Here is a 21,746-nt window from a genome sequence, read left to right as displayed (position 1 = left end):
GGAGCAGGTGCATGGAACGAAACGTCACGCTGGATTTTATTCGTGGCGTAGCCATACTGGGTATCCTGCTGCTGAATATCAGCGCCTTCGGCTTGCCGAAGGCCGCTTATCTTAACCCCGCCTGGTACGGTGAGATTACCTCTCGTGATGCCTGGACGTGGGCCATCCTCGACCTGTTTGCGCAGGTAAAATTCCTCACGCTGTTTGCGCTGCTGTTTGGTGCGGGTCTGCAATTGCTGCTACCGCGGGGCTCGCGCTGGATCCAAAGCCGCCTGACGCTGCTGGCGTTGCTCGGGTTTATTCACGGGCTGCTGTTCTGGGACGGCGATATTTTGCTCGCCTATGCGTTGGTGGGGCTGGTTTGCTGGCGCCTGGTTCGCGACGCGCGCGACGTGAAAGCCTTATTCAATACCGGCGCGATGCTGTACGTCATTGGAGTGGCGGTACTGCTGTTGCTTGGGCTGATTGCGGATAACGGACAAAGTCGCTCGTGGGTGCCGGATGCTTCAAACCTGCTCTACGAACATTACTGGAAGCTGAACGGCGGATTTGAAGCCATCAGCAACCGCAGCGATATGCTCTCGGCAAACCTTCTGGCGCTGGGTGCGCAGTACGGCTGGCAGCTTGCCGGCATGATGCTAATGGGGGCGGCATTGATGCGCTGCGGCTGGCTGAAAGGGCAGTTCAGCCATCGTCATTACCGCCGTTGTGCGGTGCTGTGCATCTCTCTTGGCATGCTGATTAACCTACCGGCGATTGCCGCGCAGTGGCATCTCGACTGGGCCTATCGCTGGTGCGCGTTTTTGCTGCAAGCGCCGCGCGAAATTAGCGCGCCGATCCAAACGCTTGGTTACGCCGCGCTGGCTTACGCCTACTGGCCGCAAATCAGCCGTTCCCGGCTGGCGGCAGCGGTGGTCTGCGTGGGGCGCATGGCGCTGACTAACTACCTTCTGCAAACGCTCATCTGCACTACGCTGTTCTATCACCTCGGTCTATTTATGAAGTACGACCGTCTGACGCTACTGGCGTTTGTTGTCCCCGTATGGCTGGTCAACCTTGGCTTTTCTGTGCTGTGGCTGCGTCATTTCCGTCAGGGCCCCGTTGAGTGGCTGTGGCGTCAATTGACGGCAAAAGCATCAGGTGTGTCATTCCGCAACACATTTAGATAACGATCCAGATCACAACCATTAACAAAATGGATGTAACCGTTTCCAAGGCTGTGACCTTTCTCACGTAGTTGCCGCAGACTCACTGCCAGAATAGCGCTCTCGCTGTACATAGGGGGTGTAACGTGAACTGCAGCAATATTAAATCGGGCGGTGAGTATGATCACCATTCGTGATGTCGCCCGCCAGGCGGGCGTTTCCGTTGCCACCGTTTCACGGGTGCTGAACAACAGCGCTCTGGTCAGTCAGGATACCCGCGATACCGTGATGAAAGCGGTGTCGGCATTGGGTTATCGTCCGAATGCGAACGCGCAAGCGCTGGCAACGCAGGTCAGCGATACCATTGGCTGCGTGGTGATGGACGTCTCCGACGCCTTCTTTGGCGCGCTGGTTAAAGCGGTGGATACCGTCGCCCAGCAGCATCATAAATATGTGCTTATTGGCAATAGCTACCACGAAGCAGAAAAAGAGCGCAACGCCATTGAGGTGCTGATTCGTCAGCGCTGTAGTGCGCTTATCGTCCATTCTAAAGCCTTAAGCGATCGGGAACTCAGCGAGTTTATGGCACACATGCCCGGCATGGTACTGATTAACCGTATCGTTCCCGGCTATGCCCATCGCTGCGTCTGCCTGGATAACGTCAGCGGTGCGCTGATGGGAACCCGGATGCTGCTCAATCATGGGCATCAGCGCATTGGCTATCTCGCGTCCAGCCACAGCATTGAAGATGATGATATGCGCCGGGAAGGGTGGGCGCGTGCGCTGCTGGAGCAGGGCATTGTCGCTCCCGATAGCTGGGTTGGCACCGGCTCGCCGGATATGCAGGGTGGGGAAGCGGCCATGGTCGAACTGCTCGGACGCAATGCCGGGCTAACCGCCGTGTTTGCCTATAACGATAATATGGCGGCCGGCGCGCTGAGTGCGCTTAAAGATAACGGTATTGCCGTACCGCAGCAGGTTTCAGTCATCGGCTTTGACGATATTCCCATTGCTCGCTATACCGATCCACAGTTGACGACCATCCGGTACCCGATTGTTTCTATGGCAAAACAGGCGACGGAGCTGGCGCTTTTAGGAGCGGCGGGCAAGCTTGATAGTGAGGCCACTCACTGTTTTATGCCGACGCTGGTTCGTCGCCATTCTGTGGCGCAGCGGCAATCTGTGCATCCCATCACGAACTAATTTGTTAGTGTTATGTAACCGTTTTCAATCTGTGAGTAAATTCACAGATTGTTAACATCGGCATCGCTATGATGGCAGCGTTTATCAGGCTGAAACATGATGTAACGGTGATTAATCACTTTTTATAGCGTAAATCAGCTGCAAAAACAGTTTAGAACGTCATCTGGATTGTTGCTCAACACGGAAGAACAAATTTTTATCAGTGAATTTCGTCGTGCAGTAACAATTTATTAACTCTGCCCGCCGACTATTTTCACCCGAACTACCCTGCATAATAAAACCGGAGATACCATGAATAAGAAGGTGTTAACCCTGTCTGCCCTGATGGCCAGCATGTTTTTCGGTGCAGCAGCGCACGCTGCCGATACCCGTATTGGCGTAACTATCTATAAATACGACGACAACTTTATGTCCGTTGTGCGTAAAGCTATCGAGAAAGATGCGAAAGCCGCGCCGGACGTTCAGCTGCTGATGAACGACTCCCAGAACGACCAGTCCAAGCAGAACGACCAGATTGACGTCCTGCTGGCAAAAGGCGTGAAAGCGCTGGCTATCAACCTGGTTGACCCTGCAGCGGCAGGCACGGTCATTGAAAAAGCGCGCGGCCAGAACGTACCGATCGTTTTCTTCAACAAAGAACCTTCTCGTAAAGCGCTGGATAGCTATGACAAAGCGTACTACGTGGGCACCGATTCTAAAGAATCCGGTATTATCCAGGGCGATCTGATTGCTAAACACTGGGCGGCAAACCCGAACTGGGACCTGAACAAAGACGGCCAGATTCAGTTCGTGCTGCTGAAAGGCGAACCGGGCCACCCGGATGCTGAAGCGCGTACCACCTACGTTATCAAAGAGCTGAACGACAAGGGCCTGAAAACCCAGCAGCTGCAGCTGGATACCGCCATGTGGGATACCGCTCAGGCTAAAGATAAGATGGACGCATGGCTGTCCGGCCCTAACGCTAACAAAATTGAAGTGGTTATCGCTAACAACGATGCGATGGCAATGGGTGCGGTAGAAGCGCTGAAAGCGCACAACAAATCTTCCATCCCTGTCTTCGGTGTGGATGCGCTGCCGGAAGCGCTGGCGCTGGTTAAATCTGGGGCAATGGCGGGTACCGTGCTGAACGATGCTAACAACCAGGCGAAAGCGACCTTCGATCTGGCGAAAAACCTCGCTGCCGGTAAAGGCGCCGCTGATGGCACCAACTGGAAGATCGAGAATAAAATCGTCCGCGTACCTTACGTTGGCGTAGATAAAGACAACCTTAGCGAATTCACCGGTAAGTAATCTTTAAATATATAGGGCGCGCATTTGTGCGCCCTATAAATACTGACGCAGAAATATCGCAGCCAGGTATATATATGGACAACAATAATAGAGAGCCGTCTGGCGAATTCTTGTTGGAAATGAGCCAGATCAACAAGTCATTTCCGGGCGTAAAAGCACTCGATAATGTTAACCTGAAAGTTCGTCCGCACTCTATCCATGCATTAATGGGTGAGAACGGCGCGGGCAAATCAACGTTATTAAAATGCCTATTTGGGATCTATCAAAAAGATTCCGGCAGCATTCTATTCCAGGGTAAAGAAATCGATTTCCATTCCGCTAAAGAAGCGCTGGAAAATGGTATTTCGATGGTTCACCAGGAACTTAACCTGGTATTACAACGTTCGGTTATGGACAACATGTGGTTAGGTCGTTACCCAACCAAAGGCATGTTTGTCGACCAGGACAAAATGTATCGCGATACCAAAGCCATCTTTGATGAGCTGGATATCGATATCGACCCGCGCGCGCGCGTCGGTACGCTCTCCGTGTCGCAGATGCAGATGATTGAAATCGCCAAGGCCTTCTCCTATAACGCGAAAATCGTGATTATGGATGAACCTACGTCGTCGCTGACGGAAAAAGAGGTAAACCACCTGTTTACCATTATCCGTAAGCTGAAAGACCGCGGCTGCGGCATCGTCTATATCTCGCATAAGATGGAAGAAATTTTCCAACTGTGTGATGAAATCACCGTTCTGCGCGATGGTCAGTGGATTGCCACCCAGCCGCTGGAAGGGCTGGATATGGACAAGATCATCGCCATGATGGTCGGTCGTTCACTGAACCAGCGTTTCCCGGACCGCCAGAACGTACCGGGCGAGGTTATCCTCGACGTGCAGCATCTGACGTCCCTGCGTCAGCCGTCGATTCGTGACGTTTCATTCCAGCTGCGTAAAGGGGAAATCCTTGGCATCGCTGGGCTGGTGGGCGCCAAGCGTACCGATATCGTGGAAACACTGTTTGGTGTGCGCGAAAAATCGGGCGGCACCATTACCCTGCACGGCAAGAAAATTAATAACCATAGCGCCAACGAAGCGATCAATAACGGCTTTGCGCTGGTGACCGAAGAGCGTCGCTCGACGGGTATTTACGCCTACCTTGATATTGGATTTAACTCACTAATTTCGAATATCAAGAACTATAAAAATAAAGTGGGTCTGCTGGATAACTCTCGCATGAAGAGCGACACCCAATGGGTTATCGACTCTATGCGCGTGAAGACGCCTGGACACCACACACAGATTGGTTCGTTATCCGGTGGTAACCAGCAGAAGGTCATTATTGGACGCTGGCTGTTAACCCAGCCTGAAATACTGATGCTGGATGAACCGACCCGTGGTATCGACGTAGGTGCAAAATTTGAAATTTATCAATTAATCGCTGAGCTGGCGAAGAAAGATAAAGGGATCATTATTATTTCTTCAGAAATGCCAGAGCTACTGGGTATTACTGACCGCATCCTTGTCATGAGTAATGGCCTGGTTGCCGGGATTGTTGAAACGAAAACTGCAACGCAAAACGAAATTCTCCGTCTTGCGTCATTGCACCTTTAATTTCAGGGGCTCGACATGAGTGCGTTAAATAAAAAAAGCTTTCTCACTTATCTGAAAGATGGCGGTATTTACGTTGTTCTTTTGGTTCTGCTGGCCATTATTATTATCCAGGACCCAACTTTCTTAAGTTTGTTGAACCTCAGTAACATCCTGACCCAGTCTTCCGTACGTATTATTATCGCCCTCGGCGTTGCCGGGCTGATCGTTACCCAGGGTACTGACCTGTCCGCAGGTCGTCAGGTGGGTCTGGCGGCGGTGATTGCGGCGACGCTGTTGCAGTCGATGGAGAACGCCAACAAGGTGTTCCCGGAGATGGCAACCATGCCAATCTTCGTGGTTATCCTGATTGTCTGCGCCATTGGCGCGGTCATCGGTCTGATTAACGGGATCATCATTGCTTACCTGAACGTGACGCCTTTCATCACGACCCTGGGTACGATGATTATCGTGTACGGCATCAACTCCCTGTACTACGACTTCGTGGGCGCGTCGCCGATTTCCGGCTTCGATGGCGGCTTCTCGACGTTCACGCAAGGGTTTATCGCGCTGGGCAGCTTCCGCCTGTCGTACATTACCTTCTATGCGCTGATTGCCGTTGGTCTTGTCTGGATCCTGTGGAACAAAACCCGCTTTGGTAAAAACATCTTCGCTATCGGCGGCAACCCGGAAGCGGCGAAAGTCTCCGGCGTTAACGTGGCGCTGAACCTGCTGGTGATTTATGCGCTGTCCGGCGTGTTCTATGCCTTCGGCGGGATGCTGGAAGCAGGGCGTATTGGCTCGGCAACCAACAACCTCGGCTTTATGTACGAACTGGACGCCATTGCTGCCTGCGTAGTGGGTGGGGTGTCATTCAGCGGCGGCGTAGGTACCGTGCTGGGCGTGGTGACCGGTGTCATTATCTTCACCGTTATCAACTACGGCCTGACCTATATCGGCGTAAACCCATACTGGCAGTACATCATCAAGGGCGGGATCATTATCTTCGCTGTGGCGCTGGACTCCCTGAAGTACGCGCGTAAGAAATAAGCGTAGCAAGAGAAACATAAGAAGAGCCCGGCGAAAAATGCCGGGCTTTTGATTTTGTAGCCGCAGGTTGAAGAGGTTAAAGCGCGACGGCGTGTGCTTTTTCACCCGGTTTAAAGGCTATCTCCCCAAGGCTAATGCAGGCCACCGGGCAGACGTGTCCGCAGAGCAGGCAGCCGACGCATTTTTCAGTATCACAATGCGGCGTGCGGGTTTCCTCATTCCACTCCATCGCCTGATGCCCGCCGTCGTAGCAGGAGATATAGCAGCGGCCGCAGCCGACGCATTTTTCCTGATTAATATGCGGGTAGACGATGTAGCTGCGGTCAAGGTCCTCGGCCGGTACGATGTTGTGGTTGGCAAGGCCAATCATTTCATCAAGCGAATGGAAGCCCTGATCGTTAAGATAGTGGGAGAGGCCGCTTATCATATCTTCGACGATACGATAGCCGTACTGCATGATGCCGGTCGTGACCTGCAGCGTCGCCGCGCCCAGCAGCAAAAACTCGGCGGCGTCTTCCCAGGTTTCAATCCCGCCGATCCCGCTGATAGGGAAATCCTTCAGTTCGGGGTGAGTGCGCAACTGTTGAATGAAGCGTAGGGCGATCGGCTTAACGGCCTTGCCGGAATACCCGGAGATGCTGGATTTGCCGTTGACTACCGGCATGCCGATTTTACGGTTGAGGTCGATATTGGTAATGGATTTAACGGTGTTGATGGTGGCAATACCGTCAGCACCGCCGCGTTTAGCCGCCAGCGCCACTTCGCACATATCGCCGATGTTCGGCGTCATTTTGGCCAGCATTGGCAGAGAGGAGCCGCGCTTCACCGCCCGGCAGTATTTCTCTACCAGTTCCGGGCTTTGCCCGACGTCGCTGCCCATCGCGTGGGAGGTCATCTGTGGGCAGGAGAAGTTGCATTCAATCATGTCGGCACCGGCTTCTTCGACAAGTTTCGCCAGATCCTGCCACTGCTGTTCATTTTCGCCCATGATCGAGGCGATCAGCACTTTATCAGGGTAGTCCTGCTTGAGCTGGCGGATTGCCGCCAGGTTTTCCGCCAACGGGTGCTCGGCAATCTGCTCCATGTTTTTAAAGCCGATAAACCCGGTGTCTTCTTTGGTCAAATGGTCGAAGCGCGGCGAGACTTCATTGGCAATAAAGAAGCCGATAGTTTTAAACACGATACCGCCCCAGCCGCTGTCATAGGCCTTGGCGCACATGTCGTAGCAGTTGCCCACCGGTGAAGACGAGAGACAGAACGGGTTAGGGAATTTGACGCCGCAGAAGGTGACCGACAGATCTTTAGTTAACATGTTCATGCCTCCTCTAAATAGTGATGAATGGCCTGAGCGGCTTCTTTCCCGGTCTTCACGGCGTAGACGACGGTTTTGTCTCCCTTGACGATATCGCCCGCGGCGAAGAGCTGAGGGTCGCTGGTCTGGTAGTCGTGCGTTTCCACGATGTTGCGTTGTACCTGAATACCAGCAAAGGCCTCTAGCTCGGCGCGTTGGCCCACGGCGAGATAAATACGCTCTGCCGTCAGCGTCAGCTCGCCGGGCAGGCGAACGTGCTGGAATGTGACGTTGTTACCCGTGACGGCGACAGGTGTAAAGCCATCGATAATTGACACGCCTAGCGCCTGGGTGGTGGTGAACTCTTTATCGCTTGCCGGGAATTCGGCCAGCTCTTCGCGCGCAACGCAGGTGACGGACGGGCAGCCGAGAATTTTCAACGTGCTGGCCACGTCCATCGCCACGTCGCCACCGCCGACAATCAGCGCGCTTTGCGGTACGGTGATATTGCCGCCAGAAGTGCGGGCTCGCTGGAGAACATCGACAGCAATTTCGACCGGGTTGGCGTCGTTAAACAGCGGCAGCGTTGAGCCTTTGGACATCCCAACGGTCAGCAGTACGGCGCGGTAGTCGGCTTTTAGCTCGGCGAGCGTCAGGTTTTTGCCGACTTCGCAGCCGCAGCGAATCGTTACGCCCATTTCGCTGATTCGCGCAATTTCAGCATCCAGTACCTTTTGCGGCAGGCGGAATTCCGGAATGCCGTGCCGCAGCCAGCCGCCCGGCTGGGCTTCTTTTTCGAACAGGGTAACGTCATAACCCAAATTGGTGAGCGTCACGCTGGCCTGTAATCCGGCAGGGCCCGCGCCAATGATGGCGACTTTGCCTTTATCCTTACGACCCGGTTGGTAAATCTGCATCGCCGTTTGCTGCTCAAAGTCAGTGACAAAACGCTGCAGGCGGCCAATATCAATCGGCGTATCGATTCCTGAGCGCGAACAGCCCTGCTGGCACAGCTTTTCCGTTGGGCAGACCCGTGCACACACCGACCCTAACGCATTATTTTCCCGAATGGTTTCGGCAGCGCCCTTAAGGTTGCGGAAATAGACTGAGCGAATGAACTTGCCCGGGTCGGTCTCCGCCGGACAAGACTGGCTGCATGGCGCATCGTGGCACAGCAGACAGCGGGAGGCCTCTTTGATTGCCAATAGCGGCGTAAAGGCGGGAAATCAGCTCATCCTGGTATTGATGTTGCGACATAATTGCTCCCTTAATGATTAGTTTAATTAAGGCAAATAAAGTGAAACAACTACTGGCAGGCTAAGCGGATGAAGGAGAGGGGTCTGTGAAATAATCCACAAATAACCATATTTTTTATATGGTTATTTGTGGGTAGCAGGAATACATAAGATGCAAATAAGAACTATTAGTGAATGAAGGATTCATCAACTAATTTGATGGCAAGAACGAAGGTATTTAGAAAACGGTTACTGTGTTTTCTTCTTCTGTAACTCCAGCAACTGCTCTGGCGTCACAGCCGGATACCCCTGAGCGCCTGCGGGCACTTCCTGCTGGGCGGGAATTGGGATCAGTGGCCCTAAGAAACGCGGCTCGCGCTTGAAGAGATAAAGGTCAGCCAGTGCGCCAAAGCGGGCACCGAACTCACGAAGGCGGACGCTCCACATATCTTTCGGTGACGGCACGGCGTAGCACTGCGCCTGAATCCCCATATGCAGGGCGATAAACAGCGCGCGTTCGCAGTGAAAGCGCTGGGTGATGATGATGAAATCGTTGGTGTCGAAGACTTTGCGGGTACGCACGATAGAGTCGAGCGTGCGGAAACCGGCGTAGTCGAGCACGATATCGGCAGGATCGACGCCTGCTTTGATCAGATCGCGTCGCATGGTCATCGGTTCGTTATAGCTTTGCAGCGCGTTATCGCCGCTCAGCAGCAGATAATTGACCTTGCCGCTGTTGTAGGCGTTGAGCGCGCCCTGAATGCGGTAACGATAGTATTGATTAATCACGCCCGTGCGGTAGTACTTGGCGGTACCGAGCACCACGCCTACCTGTCGGTAGGGGAGATCCTGCAGCTCATCGTAAATATAGGGCGACGTTTTCCAGCTCATCCAACGGTCAAGACCCAGCACGGTCAACAGCAGCAGGCCGAACAGGACTAACAGGCTGTATAACACACGCTTTAACATGAACTTGACTCAATAGTGGACGAGGGAGACATCAGGCTACTTTACCCGTCGGACAAGAGCAAGAAACCATCGTTTAATTGCGGGGAAATTAACCGGTGTCTGGTAGCCCGGCCAAGCGAAGCGCCGCCGGGACAGGGAAGCGAGTCACCCCGGAGTCGGCGTGTTCACGCCTCCTCCGGGCTATATCGTTAGCCCAACAGCACGCGATCGATATTGTGGCAGCCCAGCGCTTTCAGCGTAGCGGCGGTGGCATCCCACTGAATCAGCGGTGCGTCGGCGCGTTCGGCCAGAATGGCGCGCTGGATATCCGGGTAGTCGTAGCCGTTCAGGCTCAGGAGGTTCAGGGCACCCTGCAACGGTGGCAACGTCGGGTTGAACGCGGCATTTTCCGCATAGCTGCCGCTGAAAATAGTACCGTCGCGCAGTTCCAACGCTACGCCGGAAGGCGCTTTGCTGTATGGCGTATGGCTATGGTTGGCAGCCTGAATGGCGGCCTGCGCCAGCGCATCGCCTTCGAGCGGATAACCGTGATCCTGCTCGTCCATCAGCAGGGTTTTGATATCGAGATCTTTTGGTCCAAACGCATCCGGCAGATAGTCTTTCAGCGTATGCGGCTGACGACCCGGCAGATTGATACGCAGTGCCAGCCCGCTGTTCAGTTCATTCATAAACTGACGACAGTGGCCGCACGGCGTGTAGTTGACGGTGATAGCCTGTAGGGCTTTTTCGCCGCGCAGCCAGGCATGGCTGATGGCGCTCTGCTCGGCATGCACGGTTTGCTGCATGGTGGCGCCGAGGAACTCCATGTTGCCGCCAAAGTACCAGGTTCCGCTCACGCCGCGGGCGATAGCACCGACGTTAAAGTGAGACAGATCTGCACGAGCACAGGCGGCGGCCAGCGGCAGGAGGGCAAAAGCGAGCGCGTCTTCGTCCAGCCCCGTCGTTGCTTGCAGCGAAGAGACCTGCTCGGCGCTCAGCAGAGCAGGGAAGTGCGGATCGGCTAGCAGGGGAGCGATAGCGGTCTGCAGATCTGCCGCCAGTTGCGAAAAAGCAGATTGAAAACGTGGATGCATGGCGTTGTGCCTCATAACAATGTAATGGGATCGTAGTGTACGGGGCGCGGACACCCCAATTAGTGATCAATATCTCATTGTTAATGCAACGTGTGTAACATCAATTAAAAATGTGTGATTTGTCTCGTTTTATCCCATCACCGACAGAATAATCGGGAACAGGAATGGCGCAATCAGCGAGGTAATGATGCCGCAGATAACCAACGCCAGCGAACTAAACGCTCCTTCCTGATAATCCATCTCAGCACAGCGCGCGGTACCGAGGGCGTGCGACGCGGTCCCCATCGACAGCCCGCGTGAGGCTTTGGTGGTAATCCGCATCAGGTTCAGCAAGGTGTGGCCAAACACCGCACCGAGAATACCGACGTAAATCACGCACACGGCGCTAATTGCCGGGATACCGCCGATACTGCCGCTGACCGCCATTGCAATCGGCGTGGTCACGGATTTCGGCAGAATAGACGCAGCAATCTGTGGCGAAGCCCCCATCATCAATGCCACCGACGTGCCGGTAATCATCGCCACCGCGCTGCCGACAAAGCAGATAGTGATGATAGATTTCCAGCGGGCGCGGATCTGGTGCAGCTGTTCATATAGCGGATAAGCAAGAGCGACCACCGCAGGCTGCAACAGGTCGTTCAGCACTTCGCTGCCTTTAAAGTAATGATCGTACGGAATACCGGTCAGCAGCAGGAACGGAATAATCACCACCATCGATACCAGCAGCGGGTTGAGCAGCGGCATTTTAAAGCGTGTGGCAAGCTTACGGGCGGCAAAAAAGACAACCAAAGTTAGCGGTAAAGACCACCAGATATAGTGCAGCATTATTTATCCGCTCCATCACGACCAACCACTTTACGCTCACCGTGAACCAGGTGAGAGCTCCAGCTCACCACTACCAGGACGACCAACGTACTGATGGTGCAGGAGACGACTACCGGGCCGAACTGCGCGCTCAGCAGCGAGAAGTACTGCATCACACCGACGCCAATCGGCACAAACAGCAGCGCCATATAGCGGATCAGGATGTAGCAGCCGGGGTTAACCCACTTCGCGGGCAGGATTTGCAGCGCCAGCAGCACAAACATAATAAGCATGCCGATAATGCTGCCGGGAATGGTAATGGGCAGCAGCGACGAAATAAAAATACCGGCATACAAACAGGCGTAAATCAGCACGAATGCACGCAGGTATTGCCAGATTAAATTCAGCGATTTGAGCATGGGATTCACCTTTGGTGGAATGCATTCATCATACAATTAAACCCTGAAATGTGCTACCGATCACATCATGAAATCTGAGCATACCTGATATAGATAACGTGAACATCAGGCATCTGCCCGGCGTTATCCCTCCATTTGTACCGGATGCGACAAATAGTGGAGAAACCGGCTTAGCGCGAGGGAGGGCGTGCTCGATTTGCGCCAGAATACGCCGACGCTGCCTTTCTGCTCAACCTTTGGCAGAGCCAGAATGGCGAGCTGACCCTGATTTTGATAACGCTCGGCCAGACGCAGGGACAGAATCGAAATCATGTCGCTACTTTGCAGCAGGTTAACGCTGACGTTCATTGATGCCGACTCGATGGTGTTTTCCGGCAGCATGACGCCGTTTTCCACCAGCGCGTTGTCGATACTTTGACGAATCGGCGTGCCGTTAGGCCAGACTATCCAGCGCCATGATGCCAGGTCTTCCCACGACAGGCGGCTGCGATGAGCGAGGGGGTGGTCGGTTCGCGCGACGAAGCAGACCGGCTCGGTGTACAGCACCTCGTAATTCAGCGGCAGTTCCAGCGCCCGGCCGCCGATGCGCCCGACTACCACGTCCACGACGCCGGACTGCAAATCGTGCAGCAGCGGCGTCATCACCTTCTCTTCAATATTCAGATGCAGCGTAGGCATCTCGGCCAGCAGTGGGAAAATCGCCTGAGAGACGCAGTCGGTGGCGACCGGCGAGCAGCCAATTTTCAGGCTTCCCACGAGGCCGCCCTGCTTAAAGCGCTCCATCTCAAACTGTGAACGTTCGATATCGTTAATCAGCCGCTGGGCGTGCTGGAGCAGCAGTTTGCCGCCTTCCGATACGCGTAGCCCTTTACTGTGCCGTTCAAACAGCGTGAGGCCCAGCTCCTCTTCAAACTGGGTTAGCCACTTAGAGAGCGCGGGCTGGGTGATATGCATCATCTTCGCGACCTGAGTCAGGTTTCCCTGCTCGCCGAGTGCGACCAGCATTTTCAGATGGTGGAGCTTCAGCTTCTGCGTCCAGTCTGCCATGAGATATAACCTCCAGGTTATGGAAGGGCATGAAATGCCATTGTACAACTCATTTCACATATCACAAAATAGCAACATAAAAGCAAAAAAAGAAACATCTTACCCTGAGCCGTTCTGGCGAAAGCGCGGACGGATACGTGGATAACCTGCACATACCGAGGCCCTCCCTATGACGCAACGACGTGAACTACAGGCACTCATCGATGTCGCTCCGATCGGCAAGATGCAGTGGCGCGTCATCATCTGCTGTTTCCTGGTGGTGATGATGGACGGTTTTGATACCGCCGCGATTGGCTTTATCGCGCCGGCCATTCGCGACCACTGGCAACTGACCGCAGGCGACCTGGCTCCGCTGTTTGGCGCGGGGCTGTTGGGTTTAACCGCAGGAGCCTTACTGTGCGGCCCGCTCTCTGATAGGCTCGGGCGCAAACGTGTCATCGAATGGTGCGTCGCGCTGTTCGGCCTCTTCAGCCTGCTGTCGGCGTTCTCACCGAATCTTGAAGCCCTGATTATCCTGCGTTTCTTAACCGGCCTGGGCCTTGGCGGCGCAATGCCAAATACCATCACCATGACCTCTGAATACCTGCCGGCCCGCCGTCGCGGCGCGCTGGTGACGTTGATGTTCTGCGGCTTCACGCTCGGCTCAGCCTTTGGCGGTATCGTCAGCGCACAGTTGGTGGGAGTGATTGGCTGGCACGGCATTCTGGTGCTGGGCGGCGTGCTGCCAATCGTGTTGTTCTTCGCACTGCTGGCGGCGTTGCCGGAGTCCCCGCGCTGGCTGGTGCGTCGCCAGCGTCCACAGGCGGAAATTCGCCGCACCGTCAGCGCCATGACCGGCGAACGCTACGACGATACCGAGTTCTGGCTTGATGAACCGGCGGCGACCAAAAAGGGCAGTATTAGCCAACTGTTTACCGGGCGTCAGCTCACCATCACGCTGATGCTGTGGGTGGTGTTCTTTATGAGCCTGCTGATCATCTATTTACTCTCTAGCTGGATGCCAACCCTGCTGAACCATCGCGGTATCGATCTTCAGCACGCCTCGTGGGTAACGGCGGCGTTCCAGGTGGGCGGCACGCTGGGCGCGCTGATGCTCGGCGTCTTAATGGACAAATTCAATCCGTTCTGGGTGCTGGCGGTGAGCTATGCGCTGGGGGCGGTGTGCATTGTGATGATTGGCCTGAGTGAAAACGGCCTGTGGATGATGGCGCTGGCGATTTTCGGCACCGGCATCGGCATCAGCGGCTCGCAGGTGGGGCTGAACGCCTTGACCGCCACCCTCTACCCGACCCAGAGCCGCGCCACCGGCGTGAGTTGGTCAAACGCCATTGGGCGCTGCGGCGCAATCGTCGGCTCCATTTCCGGCGGCGTGATGATGGCGATGAATTTCTCATTCGACACCCTGTTCTTTGTGATTGCCGTACCGGCCGCCATCAGCGCCATCATGCTGACGCTCCTGACCCTGGTAGTACGCCAATCATCCCGAGTACCCGAATCGCAGCCTGTGATGGGCGCGGTGAAAAGTTAAGGAGAATAATAATGACCTCGGACGTAAAACACGATCGCCAACAGTTCTACCAGCACATTTCCGGGCAAAACCTGACGCCGCTATGGGAATCGCTGCACCATCTGGTGCCAAAAACGCCAAACGCCAACTGCGCTCCGGCCTACTGGAACTACCAGGAAATTCGCCCGCTGCTGCTGGAAAGCGGCACGCTGATTGGCGCAAAAGAGGCGGTGCGCCGCGTGCTGGTGCTGGAAAACCCCGGCCTGCGCGGTCACTCATCAATTACCTCGTCGCTGTACGCGGGCCTGCAGCTGATTATGCCGGGTGAAATCGCCCCGAGCCATCGCCATAACCAGTCGGCGCTGCGCTTTGTGGTGGAAGGCCACGGCGCGTTTACCGCCGTCGACGGCGAGCGCACCCAGATGAGCCCCGGCGACTTTATCCTTACCCCGCAGTGGCGCTGGCATGACCACGGTAACCCAGGAGATGAACCGGTTATCTGGCTCGATGGTCTTGACCTGCCGCTGGTGAACTACCTCGGTTGCGGCTTCGCGGAAGATTACCCGGAAGAGCAGCAGCCGGTGACCCGAAAAGAGGGCGATTACCTGCCGCGCTATGCCGCCAACATGCTGCCGCTGCGCCATCAGGTGGGTAATTCATCGCCGATTTTCAACTATCGCTACGACCGCAGCCGTGAAGCGCTGCATGACCTGATGCACATGGGCGATGCCGACGAATGGGACGGCTACAAGATGCGCTACGTCAACCCGGTGACCGGGGGCTACCCGATGCCGTCGATGGGGGGCGTTCCTGCAACTGTTGCCGAAAGGCTTCCAGTCGCGTCAGGCGCGCACTACCGACAGCACCATCTACCACGTGGTGGAAGGCAGCGGCGAAGTGACCATCGGCGAGCAGACCTTCAGCTTTAAAGCGAAAGATATTTTTGTCGTGCCGACCTGGCACAGCGTGTCGTTCAACACGCCAGAAGAGACCGTGCTATTCAGTTTCTCGGATAGACCCGTCCAGGAAGCCCTGGGACTGTTCCGCGAAGCGCGTTATTAATTCAGGAGAAGAAAGATGAGCAAATACGTATTTGAACCCCAGGCTCCAGTTGCCGTACCGGTTGTCGGCAGCGATGAGCAGTTCCCGGTGCGCCGCGTTTACTGCGTGGGCCGTAACTATGCCGCCCACGCCCGTGAAATGGGCTTTGACCCGGATCGCGAGCCACCATTCTTCTTCTGCAAACCGGCGGATGCCGTGGTTCCCGTTGCCGCAGGTGAAACCCTGAATCTGGCCTACCCAGCGCAGACCGACAACTATCACTACGAAATTGAGCTGGTGGTCGCCATTGGTAAAAAAGGCAGCGATATCCCGCTGGAGAAAGCCGAAGAGTACATCTGGGGCTACGCCACCGGTCTGGATATGACCCGCCGCGACCGCCAGATGGAGATGCGTCAGATGGGCCGTCCGTGGGAAATCGGTAAAGCCTTTGACCTGTCTGCACCGATTGCGCCGCTGCACAAAGTGGCCGACGCGCCGTCACTGGAAAAAGCGCCAATCTGGCTGCAGGTTGACGGCAAAGACCGCCAGCGCAGCGATATTCAGCACCTGATCTGGGACGTGAAGGAGACCATCAGCTACCTGTCTGGTTTCTTCGAACTGCAGCCGGGCGACCTCATCTTCACCGGCACGCCGGAAGGCGTTGGCGCGGTCGTGAAGGGCGAAACCATCACCGGTAACGTAGAAGGGTTAACGCCTATCGCGGTCAAAATTGTTTGAGGTGAATGATGAAGCTGTACAGTTTTTTTAATAGTTCGGCCTCTTACCGCGTACGCATTGCGATGGCGCTGAAGGGCATTGACTACCAGACCGTCGGGGTCAACATCCGCATCGGCCAGCAGAACGCGCTGGAGTACCGACGTCTGAACCCGGTAGGACTGGTCCCTGCGCTTATCACCGACGAGGGTGAATCGCTGGGTCAGTCGCTGGCGATTATTGACTGGCTGGACAGACATTTCCCGCAGACGCCGCTGCTACCGGCGAACGATCCCCAGCGCATGCGCGTGCTGGAAGTGGTGTACGCCATCAGTTGCGACATCCACCCCATCAACAACATGCGGGTATTGCGCTACCTCAGTGATGAACTGAAGGTGAGTGAAGAAGAGAAAAAACGCTGGTATGCACACTGGATCCAGCAGGGGCTGAGCGCGGTAGAACAGCTGCTGCGCCGTGGCCAATCAGGGGCGTTTTGCTTCGGCGATGCGCCAACGCTTGCCGACTGCTGCCTGGTGCCGCAGTGGGCGAACGCCGAGCGTATGGGCTGCGATTTAAGCGGTTTCCCACGCTGTAAAGCCGTATACGATGCGTGTACGGCGTTACCGGCGTTTATCGCGGCGGCCCCTGAAAACCAGCAGGACAAGATCCCGGCGTAGTCTGAAAAGGAGAAGAATCATGGCTAAAGTTACGCGTGCAATTATTGTCGGCGGCGGTATTGGTGGCGCAGCCACCGCGCTGTCGCTGGCGCGTCAGGGCATCCAGGTGATGCTGCTGGAACAGGCGCACGAAATTGGCGAAATTGGTGCCGGGATCCAGCTGGGGCCGAACGCGTTTTCGGCGCTCGACAGCCTCGGCGTGGGTGAAGTCGCCCGTCAGCGTGCGGTCTTTACCGACCACATCACCATGATGGATGCGGTCAACGGCGAAGAGGTGATTCATATTGAAACGGGGCAGGCATTCCGCGATCACTTTGGCGGCCCGTATGCGGTTATCCACCGCGTCGATATTCATGCCACCGTCTGGGAAGCGGCGTTGCAGCACCCGGGCGTGAAGTATCGTACCTCCACCCACGTGGTGGACATTCGCCAGACCGCCGACGATGTCACCGTGTTTGACGATAAAGGCAACAGCTGGACGGCGGATATTTTGATTGGCTGCGACGGCGTGAAATCCGTGGTGCGCCAGAGTCTGCTCGGCGATACGCCGCGCGTCACCGGCCACGTGGTGTATCGCGCCGTGGTGGAACGCGATGATATGCCGGAAGACCTGCGCATCAACGCGCCGGTATTGTGGGCTGGACCGCACTGCCACCTGGTGCATTATCCGCTGCGTGGCGGCAAACAGTACAACCTGGTCGTGACTTTCCACAGTAGGGAAACCGAGCAGTGGGGCGTGCGCGACGGCAGTAAAGAAGAGGTAATGTCATACTTTAAAGGCATTCACCCGCGTCCGCGTCAGATGCTGGACAAACCCACCTCCTGGCGTCGCTGGTCTACCGCCGATCGCGAACCGGTGGAAAAATGGGGCAACGACAGGATTACGCTGGTGGGCGACTCCGCACACCCGGTCGCGCAGTACATGGCTCAGGGCGCTTGCATGGCGCTGGAAGATGCGGTGACGCTCGGCAAGGCGCTGACCCAGTGTGACGGCGATGCCGCCAGCGCATTTGCGCTGTACGAGTCGGTGCGTATTCCGCGCACCGCGCGTATCGTCTGGTCTACCCGCGAGATGGGACGTCTATATCATGCGGCTGGGGTAGAGCGTCAGGTGCGTAACCTGCTGTGGAAAGGCAAGACTCAGGAAGAGTTTTATCGCGGGATCGAGTGGCTGTACGGGTGGAAAGAAGATAACTGCCTGCAACCGCGGTAGTTGTGGTTCCCCGGGGTCGCTTGCGCTCGCCCGGGCTACACTGAAACGCGTAGCCCGGCCAAGCGCAGCGTCGCTAACCCACTAGCGCCTTATCTTTGGCCAACATAAATGGCCGCAAATACCCCACGGCGTTGGACAGCGGCAATACGTCATCGCTCAACGCAATATTCAACGTCTCGCGGATATACGCTCGCCGCGCCTCAATGCGCGCCCACAGCGCCGGATACGCCTGCGCTATCTGCTGGCGCAACGCGGCATCGGCCAGCGCAATGCTCTCTTCCGCACTCGTCCCGGTATAGCCCGGCACCGACGGAATAATATCAATCTGCATCACCATGCCGCTTTTCAGCGTTTCGACCGAGCCTGAATAAACCGGCGAAGACATCCACTCTTCATCAGCGCTCAAATGCCCCGGATTAAGATGCCAGCCGTACTGCGCTTTTGGCAGCACGCGTTCCACTAAATCGTACAGCTCGCCGCCCGGCATCCCGACCTTAATCTGCTCAAGCCACGCTGCCACCGCACCAAAATAGGGCTTCACCACCCGGTCCAGATAATCCCGCTGGTTTTCCGGCAGCTCGCTTTCCTCGGCAATCACAAAGCCAGTGCGGCTGGAAAGCCCGCCCTTAAACCCGGTGGTCATCGACAGCGGCTGGCCGCGTTCGACCTTTTTCCACGATGGGTAGAGGTTCGCTTTCTCGAAGCGTTGCCCGGCTGCCGCGATGGTGACGACTGACGGTGCCTGCCCCTCGGCGGCGAGCAGCGCGCCCAGCTCCACTTCACGAACGCCCGGTTCAACGGCGTCCAGCGCCGCCAGCATGCAGCGGGAGGCGAGGTTGGCACCGTATTCGTAATGGGCAATTTCGTTGGCGTTATTGACCGTTCTCGCCCCTTTATCACCGCGAATAAACAAATGCGCGGCGTTGACCAGATCGGCATGGGTACTCTGTTTTATCGCTTCGACGATAAACCACGGCAGATCAAACAGCTTCGCGTTATCGCTCCCGGCGGTGGTAAACATCTTCCAGCCCACCAGCCCGACCTTGGACATCGCGCTCAGCCCGGTTTCGCTGAACAACTGCGCCAGCGGCTTTTCGTTGTCCATCGGCTGATTAGGCAGCGAGAACAGCGGGCAGTGCTTTAGCGTCACCGGAATGCGCGAATGAGCCGCCATCTTCAGGTTTTCGTTGCCGAGAATGGCGGTGGCGTGGCCGGACTTATGCAGCACCAGCAGCCCCTCTTCAAAGCGCGGAATAAACCCGGTCAGGTACTCAAAGTTACCGCCGTGCTCTTTGTCGGCGTAAATCACCAGCGCATCAAAGCGTTCTTCCTGCATCCGTTCGAGCAGCTTGCTTTTGCGTTCGAGCAGGGTGGCATCGGTCAGCGTGACCGGCGGCACGTCGCTGAAACCGCACGGCGGCTGGATGGTCTTAAGCTTAATATCCCTTGAATTCATCATTCACCTCCTGATGTGTTGACTGGCAGTGGAAAGCGGCATACTAAGACGTTACCATAGCGCCTCTTTTTTTCCGGATAACGATATGCGTGTTTTACTGGCACCGATGGAAGGCGTGCTCGACTCGCTCGTGCGCGAGCTGCTGACCGAAGTGAATGATTATGATCTATGCATCACCGAATTTTTGCGCGTGGTGGATCAGCTGCTGCCGGTAAAATCGTTCCAGAAACTCTGCCCGGAGCTGCATAACGAAAGCCGCACGCTTTCCGGTACCCGTGTGCGCATTCAGCTTCTGGGGCAATACCCGCAGTGGCTGGCGGAGAACGCCGCCCGTGCGGTGGAGCTCGGCTCCTGGGGCGTAGACCTCAACTGCGGCTGCCCATCGAAAACGGTGAACGGTAGCGGCGGCGGTGCGACGTTGCTGAAAGACCCGGAGCTTATCTATCAGGGCGCGAAAGCGATGCGCGAAGCAGTGCCCGCGCACCTGCCGGTCACGGTAAAAGTGCGTCTGGGCTGGGACAGCGGCGCGCGTCAGTTTGAAATCGCTGATGCGGTGCAGCAGGCGGGGGCGACCGAGCTTGCCGTTCACGGGCGCACCAAAGAAGATGGCTACAAGGCCGAGCGCATCAACTGGCAGGCGATTGCCGAGATTCGCCAGCGGCTCTCCATTCCCGTTATCGCCAACGGCGAAATCTGGGACTATGAAAGCGCACAGGCCTGCATGGCCGTCACCGGCTGCGACGCGGTGATGATCGGTCGCGGGGCGCTGAACGTGCCGAACCTCAGCCGGGTCATCAAATATAACGAACCACGTTTGCCCTGGCCGCAGGTGGTGGATCTGCTCAAGAAATATACCCATCTGGAAAAGCAGGGCGACACCGGGCTCTATCACGTGGCGCGTATCAAGCAGTGGCTGGGCTATCTGCGCAAAGAATATGCCGAAGCCACCGAACTGTTCACCGCCGTGCGCGCGCTACAGGAATCGAAGCTGATTGCCCGGGCGATAAACGACTGGCAGGCATAAAGTATCCGATCTGCATCACAATTTTCCGTTTGCTCCATTGAGCTTACGGCAGTGAAAATGAAATACTTCTTCTCGATTGTTACTGCTTCGGCAGGCAAAACCTGATGTTCTGGCTCCTGTCAGAAGTCAGGTTTTTTTGTTTCTGGGGTTCATAAATGCAGATCGCCAAAGTTCTTAATAATAATGTGGTGGTGGTTCTGGATGAACACCGGCGTGAGCAGGTTGTGATGGGGCGAGGGCTAGCCTTTCAGAAACGCGTCGGCGACTCATTGGATGAGACGAAAATCGAGAAAATTTTTGCCCTGCAAAGCGACGAGCTGGTAGGGCGTTTAAGTGAATTACTCAGTCAGATCCCGCTTGAGGTGATGACCACCTGCGACCGGATTATCGAACGGGCGCGCGAGCGGCTTGGCAGGCTACAGGAGAGCGTCTACATCACGCTAACCGACCACTGCCACTTTGCCATTGAACGGCAAAAAAAGGGCGTGGCGCTGCGCAATGTGCTGTTGTGGGACATTAAGCGGCTCTACCCGAAAGAGTTTGCGCTGGGGCAAGAAGCGCGGGCGCTGATTGAAAAGCGGCTCGGCGTGGCGCTGGCGGAAGATGAGGCCGGGTTTATCGCCCTGCATCTGGTGACGGCGCAGCTCAACAGCGAAATGCCGGAGGTGATGCACGTCACTCGGGTAATGCAGGAAATTTTGCAGTTGGTGAAGTATCAACTGCGGCTGGAGTACAACGAAGAGTCGCTAAGCTACCAGCGCTTTGTCACCCACCTGAAGTTTTTCGCCCAGCGGATGCTGACGCGAACGGTGGTGGAAGATGACGATGCTGAGCTGCACAGCGCGGTGAAAGACAACTACGCGAAAGCGTGGAAGTGTGCGGAAACCGTGGCGGTGCATTTGCAAAAAAGTTATCAGCGGTCGCTGACGACGGAAGAAATTATGTTTCTCGCCATTCATATCGAACGGGTGAGAAAAGAGGGGCGTTAATCCCCAAAGCACAATGGGATTGTTACTG

18 protein-coding genes and 2 pseudogenes are annotated in these 21,746 nt (G+C 55.9%); 12 read left to right on the top strand and 8 right to left on the bottom strand.

The features are described from left to right. Positions 1-11 precede the first annotated feature (11 nt). From yeiB to mglC, 5 genes are all read left to right on the top strand, one after another. Positions 12-1,169, top strand: a complete 1,158-nt coding sequence (yeiB, locus tag GKAS_RS08560) for a DUF418 domain-containing protein YeiB (RefSeq protein WP_035893450.1) — start codon at positions 12-14, stop codon at positions 1,167-1,169. Positions 1,170-1,325: 156 nt separating this feature from the next. Continuing rightward, positions 1,326-2,348 (top strand): HTH-type transcriptional regulator GalS, encoded by a 1,023-nt coding sequence (gene galS, locus GKAS_RS08555; RefSeq protein WP_035893449.1) that lies wholly within the window; start codon positions 1,326-1,328, stop codon positions 2,346-2,348. Positions 2,349-2,639: 291 nt separating this feature from the next. Next, complete coding sequence (mglB, locus tag GKAS_RS08550) at positions 2,640-3,638, top strand: galactose/glucose ABC transporter substrate-binding protein MglB (protein WP_035893447.1); 999 nt, start codon at positions 2,640-2,642, stop codon at positions 3,636-3,638. A 74-nt stretch (positions 3,639-3,712) separates the two neighbouring features. Then, positions 3,713-5,233, top strand: a complete 1,521-nt coding sequence (gene mglA, locus GKAS_RS08545; RefSeq protein WP_035893446.1) for a galactose/methyl galactoside ABC transporter ATP-binding protein MglA — start codon at positions 3,713-3,715, stop codon at positions 5,231-5,233. 15 nt (positions 5,234-5,248) lie between these two features. Then, positions 5,249-6,259, top strand: a complete 1,011-nt coding sequence (gene mglC / locus GKAS_RS08540) for a galactose/methyl galactoside ABC transporter permease MglC (protein WP_035893444.1) — start codon at positions 5,249-5,251, stop codon at positions 6,257-6,259. Positions 6,260-6,335: 76 nt separating this feature from the next. Here mglC and preA read toward each other — a convergent pair whose 3' ends face one another. From preA to GKAS_RS08505, 7 genes and pseudogenes are all read right to left on the bottom strand, one after another. Next, entirely contained in the window at positions 6,336-7,571 is a 1,236-nt protein-coding gene (gene preA, locus GKAS_RS08535) for an NAD-dependent dihydropyrimidine dehydrogenase subunit PreA (protein WP_035893442.1), read from the bottom strand. A gap of 2 nt (positions 7,572-7,573) precedes the next feature. Beyond that, a pseudogene (locus GKAS_RS08530) lies at positions 7,574-8,807 on the bottom strand (NAD(P)-dependent oxidoreductase). Between the two features lie 227 nt (positions 8,808-9,034). Then, the gene (gene sanA / locus GKAS_RS08525) at positions 9,035-9,754 is read right to left on the bottom strand and encodes an outer membrane permeability protein SanA (RefSeq protein WP_035893440.1); all 720 of its coding nucleotides are present in this window, start codon (positions 9,752-9,754) and stop codon (positions 9,035-9,037) included. 188 nt (positions 9,755-9,942) lie between these two features. After that, complete coding sequence (gene cdd, locus GKAS_RS08520) at positions 9,943-10,827, bottom strand: cytidine deaminase (protein ID WP_035893438.1); 885 nt, start codon at positions 10,825-10,827, stop codon at positions 9,943-9,945. A gap of 129 nt (positions 10,828-10,956) precedes the next feature. After that, positions 10,957-11,652: a CidB/LrgB family autolysis modulator gene (locus GKAS_RS08515; protein ID WP_035893437.1), complete on the bottom strand. Its 696-nt coding sequence runs from the start codon at positions 11,650-11,652 to the stop codon at positions 10,957-10,959. Next, positions 11,652-12,050 (bottom strand): CidA/LrgA family protein, encoded by a 399-nt coding sequence (locus GKAS_RS08510; protein ID WP_035893432.1) that lies wholly within the window; start codon positions 12,048-12,050, stop codon positions 11,652-11,654. The genes GKAS_RS08515 and GKAS_RS08510 overlap by 1 nt, the downstream gene beginning before the upstream one ends. 123 nt (positions 12,051-12,173) lie before the next feature. Continuing rightward, entirely contained in the window at positions 12,174-13,097 is a 924-nt protein-coding gene (locus tag GKAS_RS08505) for a LysR substrate-binding domain-containing protein (protein ID WP_035893430.1), read from the bottom strand. A gap of 169 nt (positions 13,098-13,266) precedes the next feature. On the opposite strand from GKAS_RS08505, the gene mhbT reads away from it, so the two are divergent. From mhbT to GKAS_RS08480, 5 genes and pseudogenes are all read left to right on the top strand, one after another. Beyond that, positions 13,267-14,625, top strand: a complete 1,359-nt coding sequence (mhbT, locus tag GKAS_RS08500; protein WP_035893428.1) for a 3-hydroxybenzoate transporter MhbT — start codon at positions 13,267-13,269, stop codon at positions 14,623-14,625. 11 nt (positions 14,626-14,636) lie between these two features. After that, positions 14,637-15,666: pseudogene (gtdA, locus tag GKAS_RS08495) on the top strand (gentisate 1,2-dioxygenase). A 15-nt stretch (positions 15,667-15,681) separates the two neighbouring features. Beyond that, positions 15,682-16,383, top strand: coding sequence for a fumarylacetoacetate hydrolase family protein (locus GKAS_RS08490; RefSeq protein ID WP_035893426.1), 702 nt, complete (start codon positions 15,682-15,684; stop codon positions 16,381-16,383). Between the two features lie 8 nt (positions 16,384-16,391). Further along, positions 16,392-17,036 (top strand): maleylacetoacetate isomerase, encoded by a 645-nt coding sequence (maiA, locus tag GKAS_RS08485; RefSeq protein WP_035893424.1) that lies wholly within the window; start codon positions 16,392-16,394, stop codon positions 17,034-17,036. Positions 17,037-17,055: 19 nt separating this feature from the next. Then, positions 17,056-18,249 (top strand): 3-hydroxybenzoate 6-monooxygenase, encoded by a 1,194-nt coding sequence (locus GKAS_RS08480; protein WP_035893422.1) that lies wholly within the window; start codon positions 17,056-17,058, stop codon positions 18,247-18,249. A gap of 73 nt (positions 18,250-18,322) precedes the next feature. Here the strand turns inward: GKAS_RS08480 and GKAS_RS08475 are convergent, their stop codons facing one another. Continuing rightward, a complete protein-coding gene (locus tag GKAS_RS08475; protein WP_181814574.1) occupies positions 18,323-19,705 on the bottom strand; it encodes a M24 family metallopeptidase in 1,383 nt (460 codons plus the stop codon). Between the two features lie 85 nt (positions 19,706-19,790). Here GKAS_RS08475 and dusC point away from each other — a divergent pair, with 85 nt between their 5' ends. Together dusC and bglG are read left to right on the top strand one after the other, a co-directional pair. After that, positions 19,791-20,729, top strand: a complete 939-nt coding sequence (gene dusC / locus GKAS_RS08470; RefSeq protein WP_035893418.1) for a tRNA dihydrouridine(16) synthase DusC — start codon at positions 19,791-19,793, stop codon at positions 20,727-20,729. Between the two features lie 155 nt (positions 20,730-20,884). Further along, on the top strand, positions 20,885-21,718 hold the full coding sequence (gene bglG / locus GKAS_RS08465; RefSeq protein WP_035893416.1) for a transcriptional antiterminator BglG: 834 nt from the start codon (positions 20,885-20,887) through the stop codon (positions 21,716-21,718). Positions 21,719-21,746 lie beyond the last annotated feature (28 nt).

It is taken from the genome of Kluyvera ascorbata ATCC 33433, from assembly GCF_000735365.1.
Lineage (GTDB): Bacteria > Pseudomonadota > Gammaproteobacteria > Enterobacterales > Enterobacteriaceae > Kluyvera > Kluyvera ascorbata.
The sequence above is the reverse complement of the archived record's forward strand: the minus strand, read 5'-3'. Positions and strand labels throughout refer to the sequence as shown.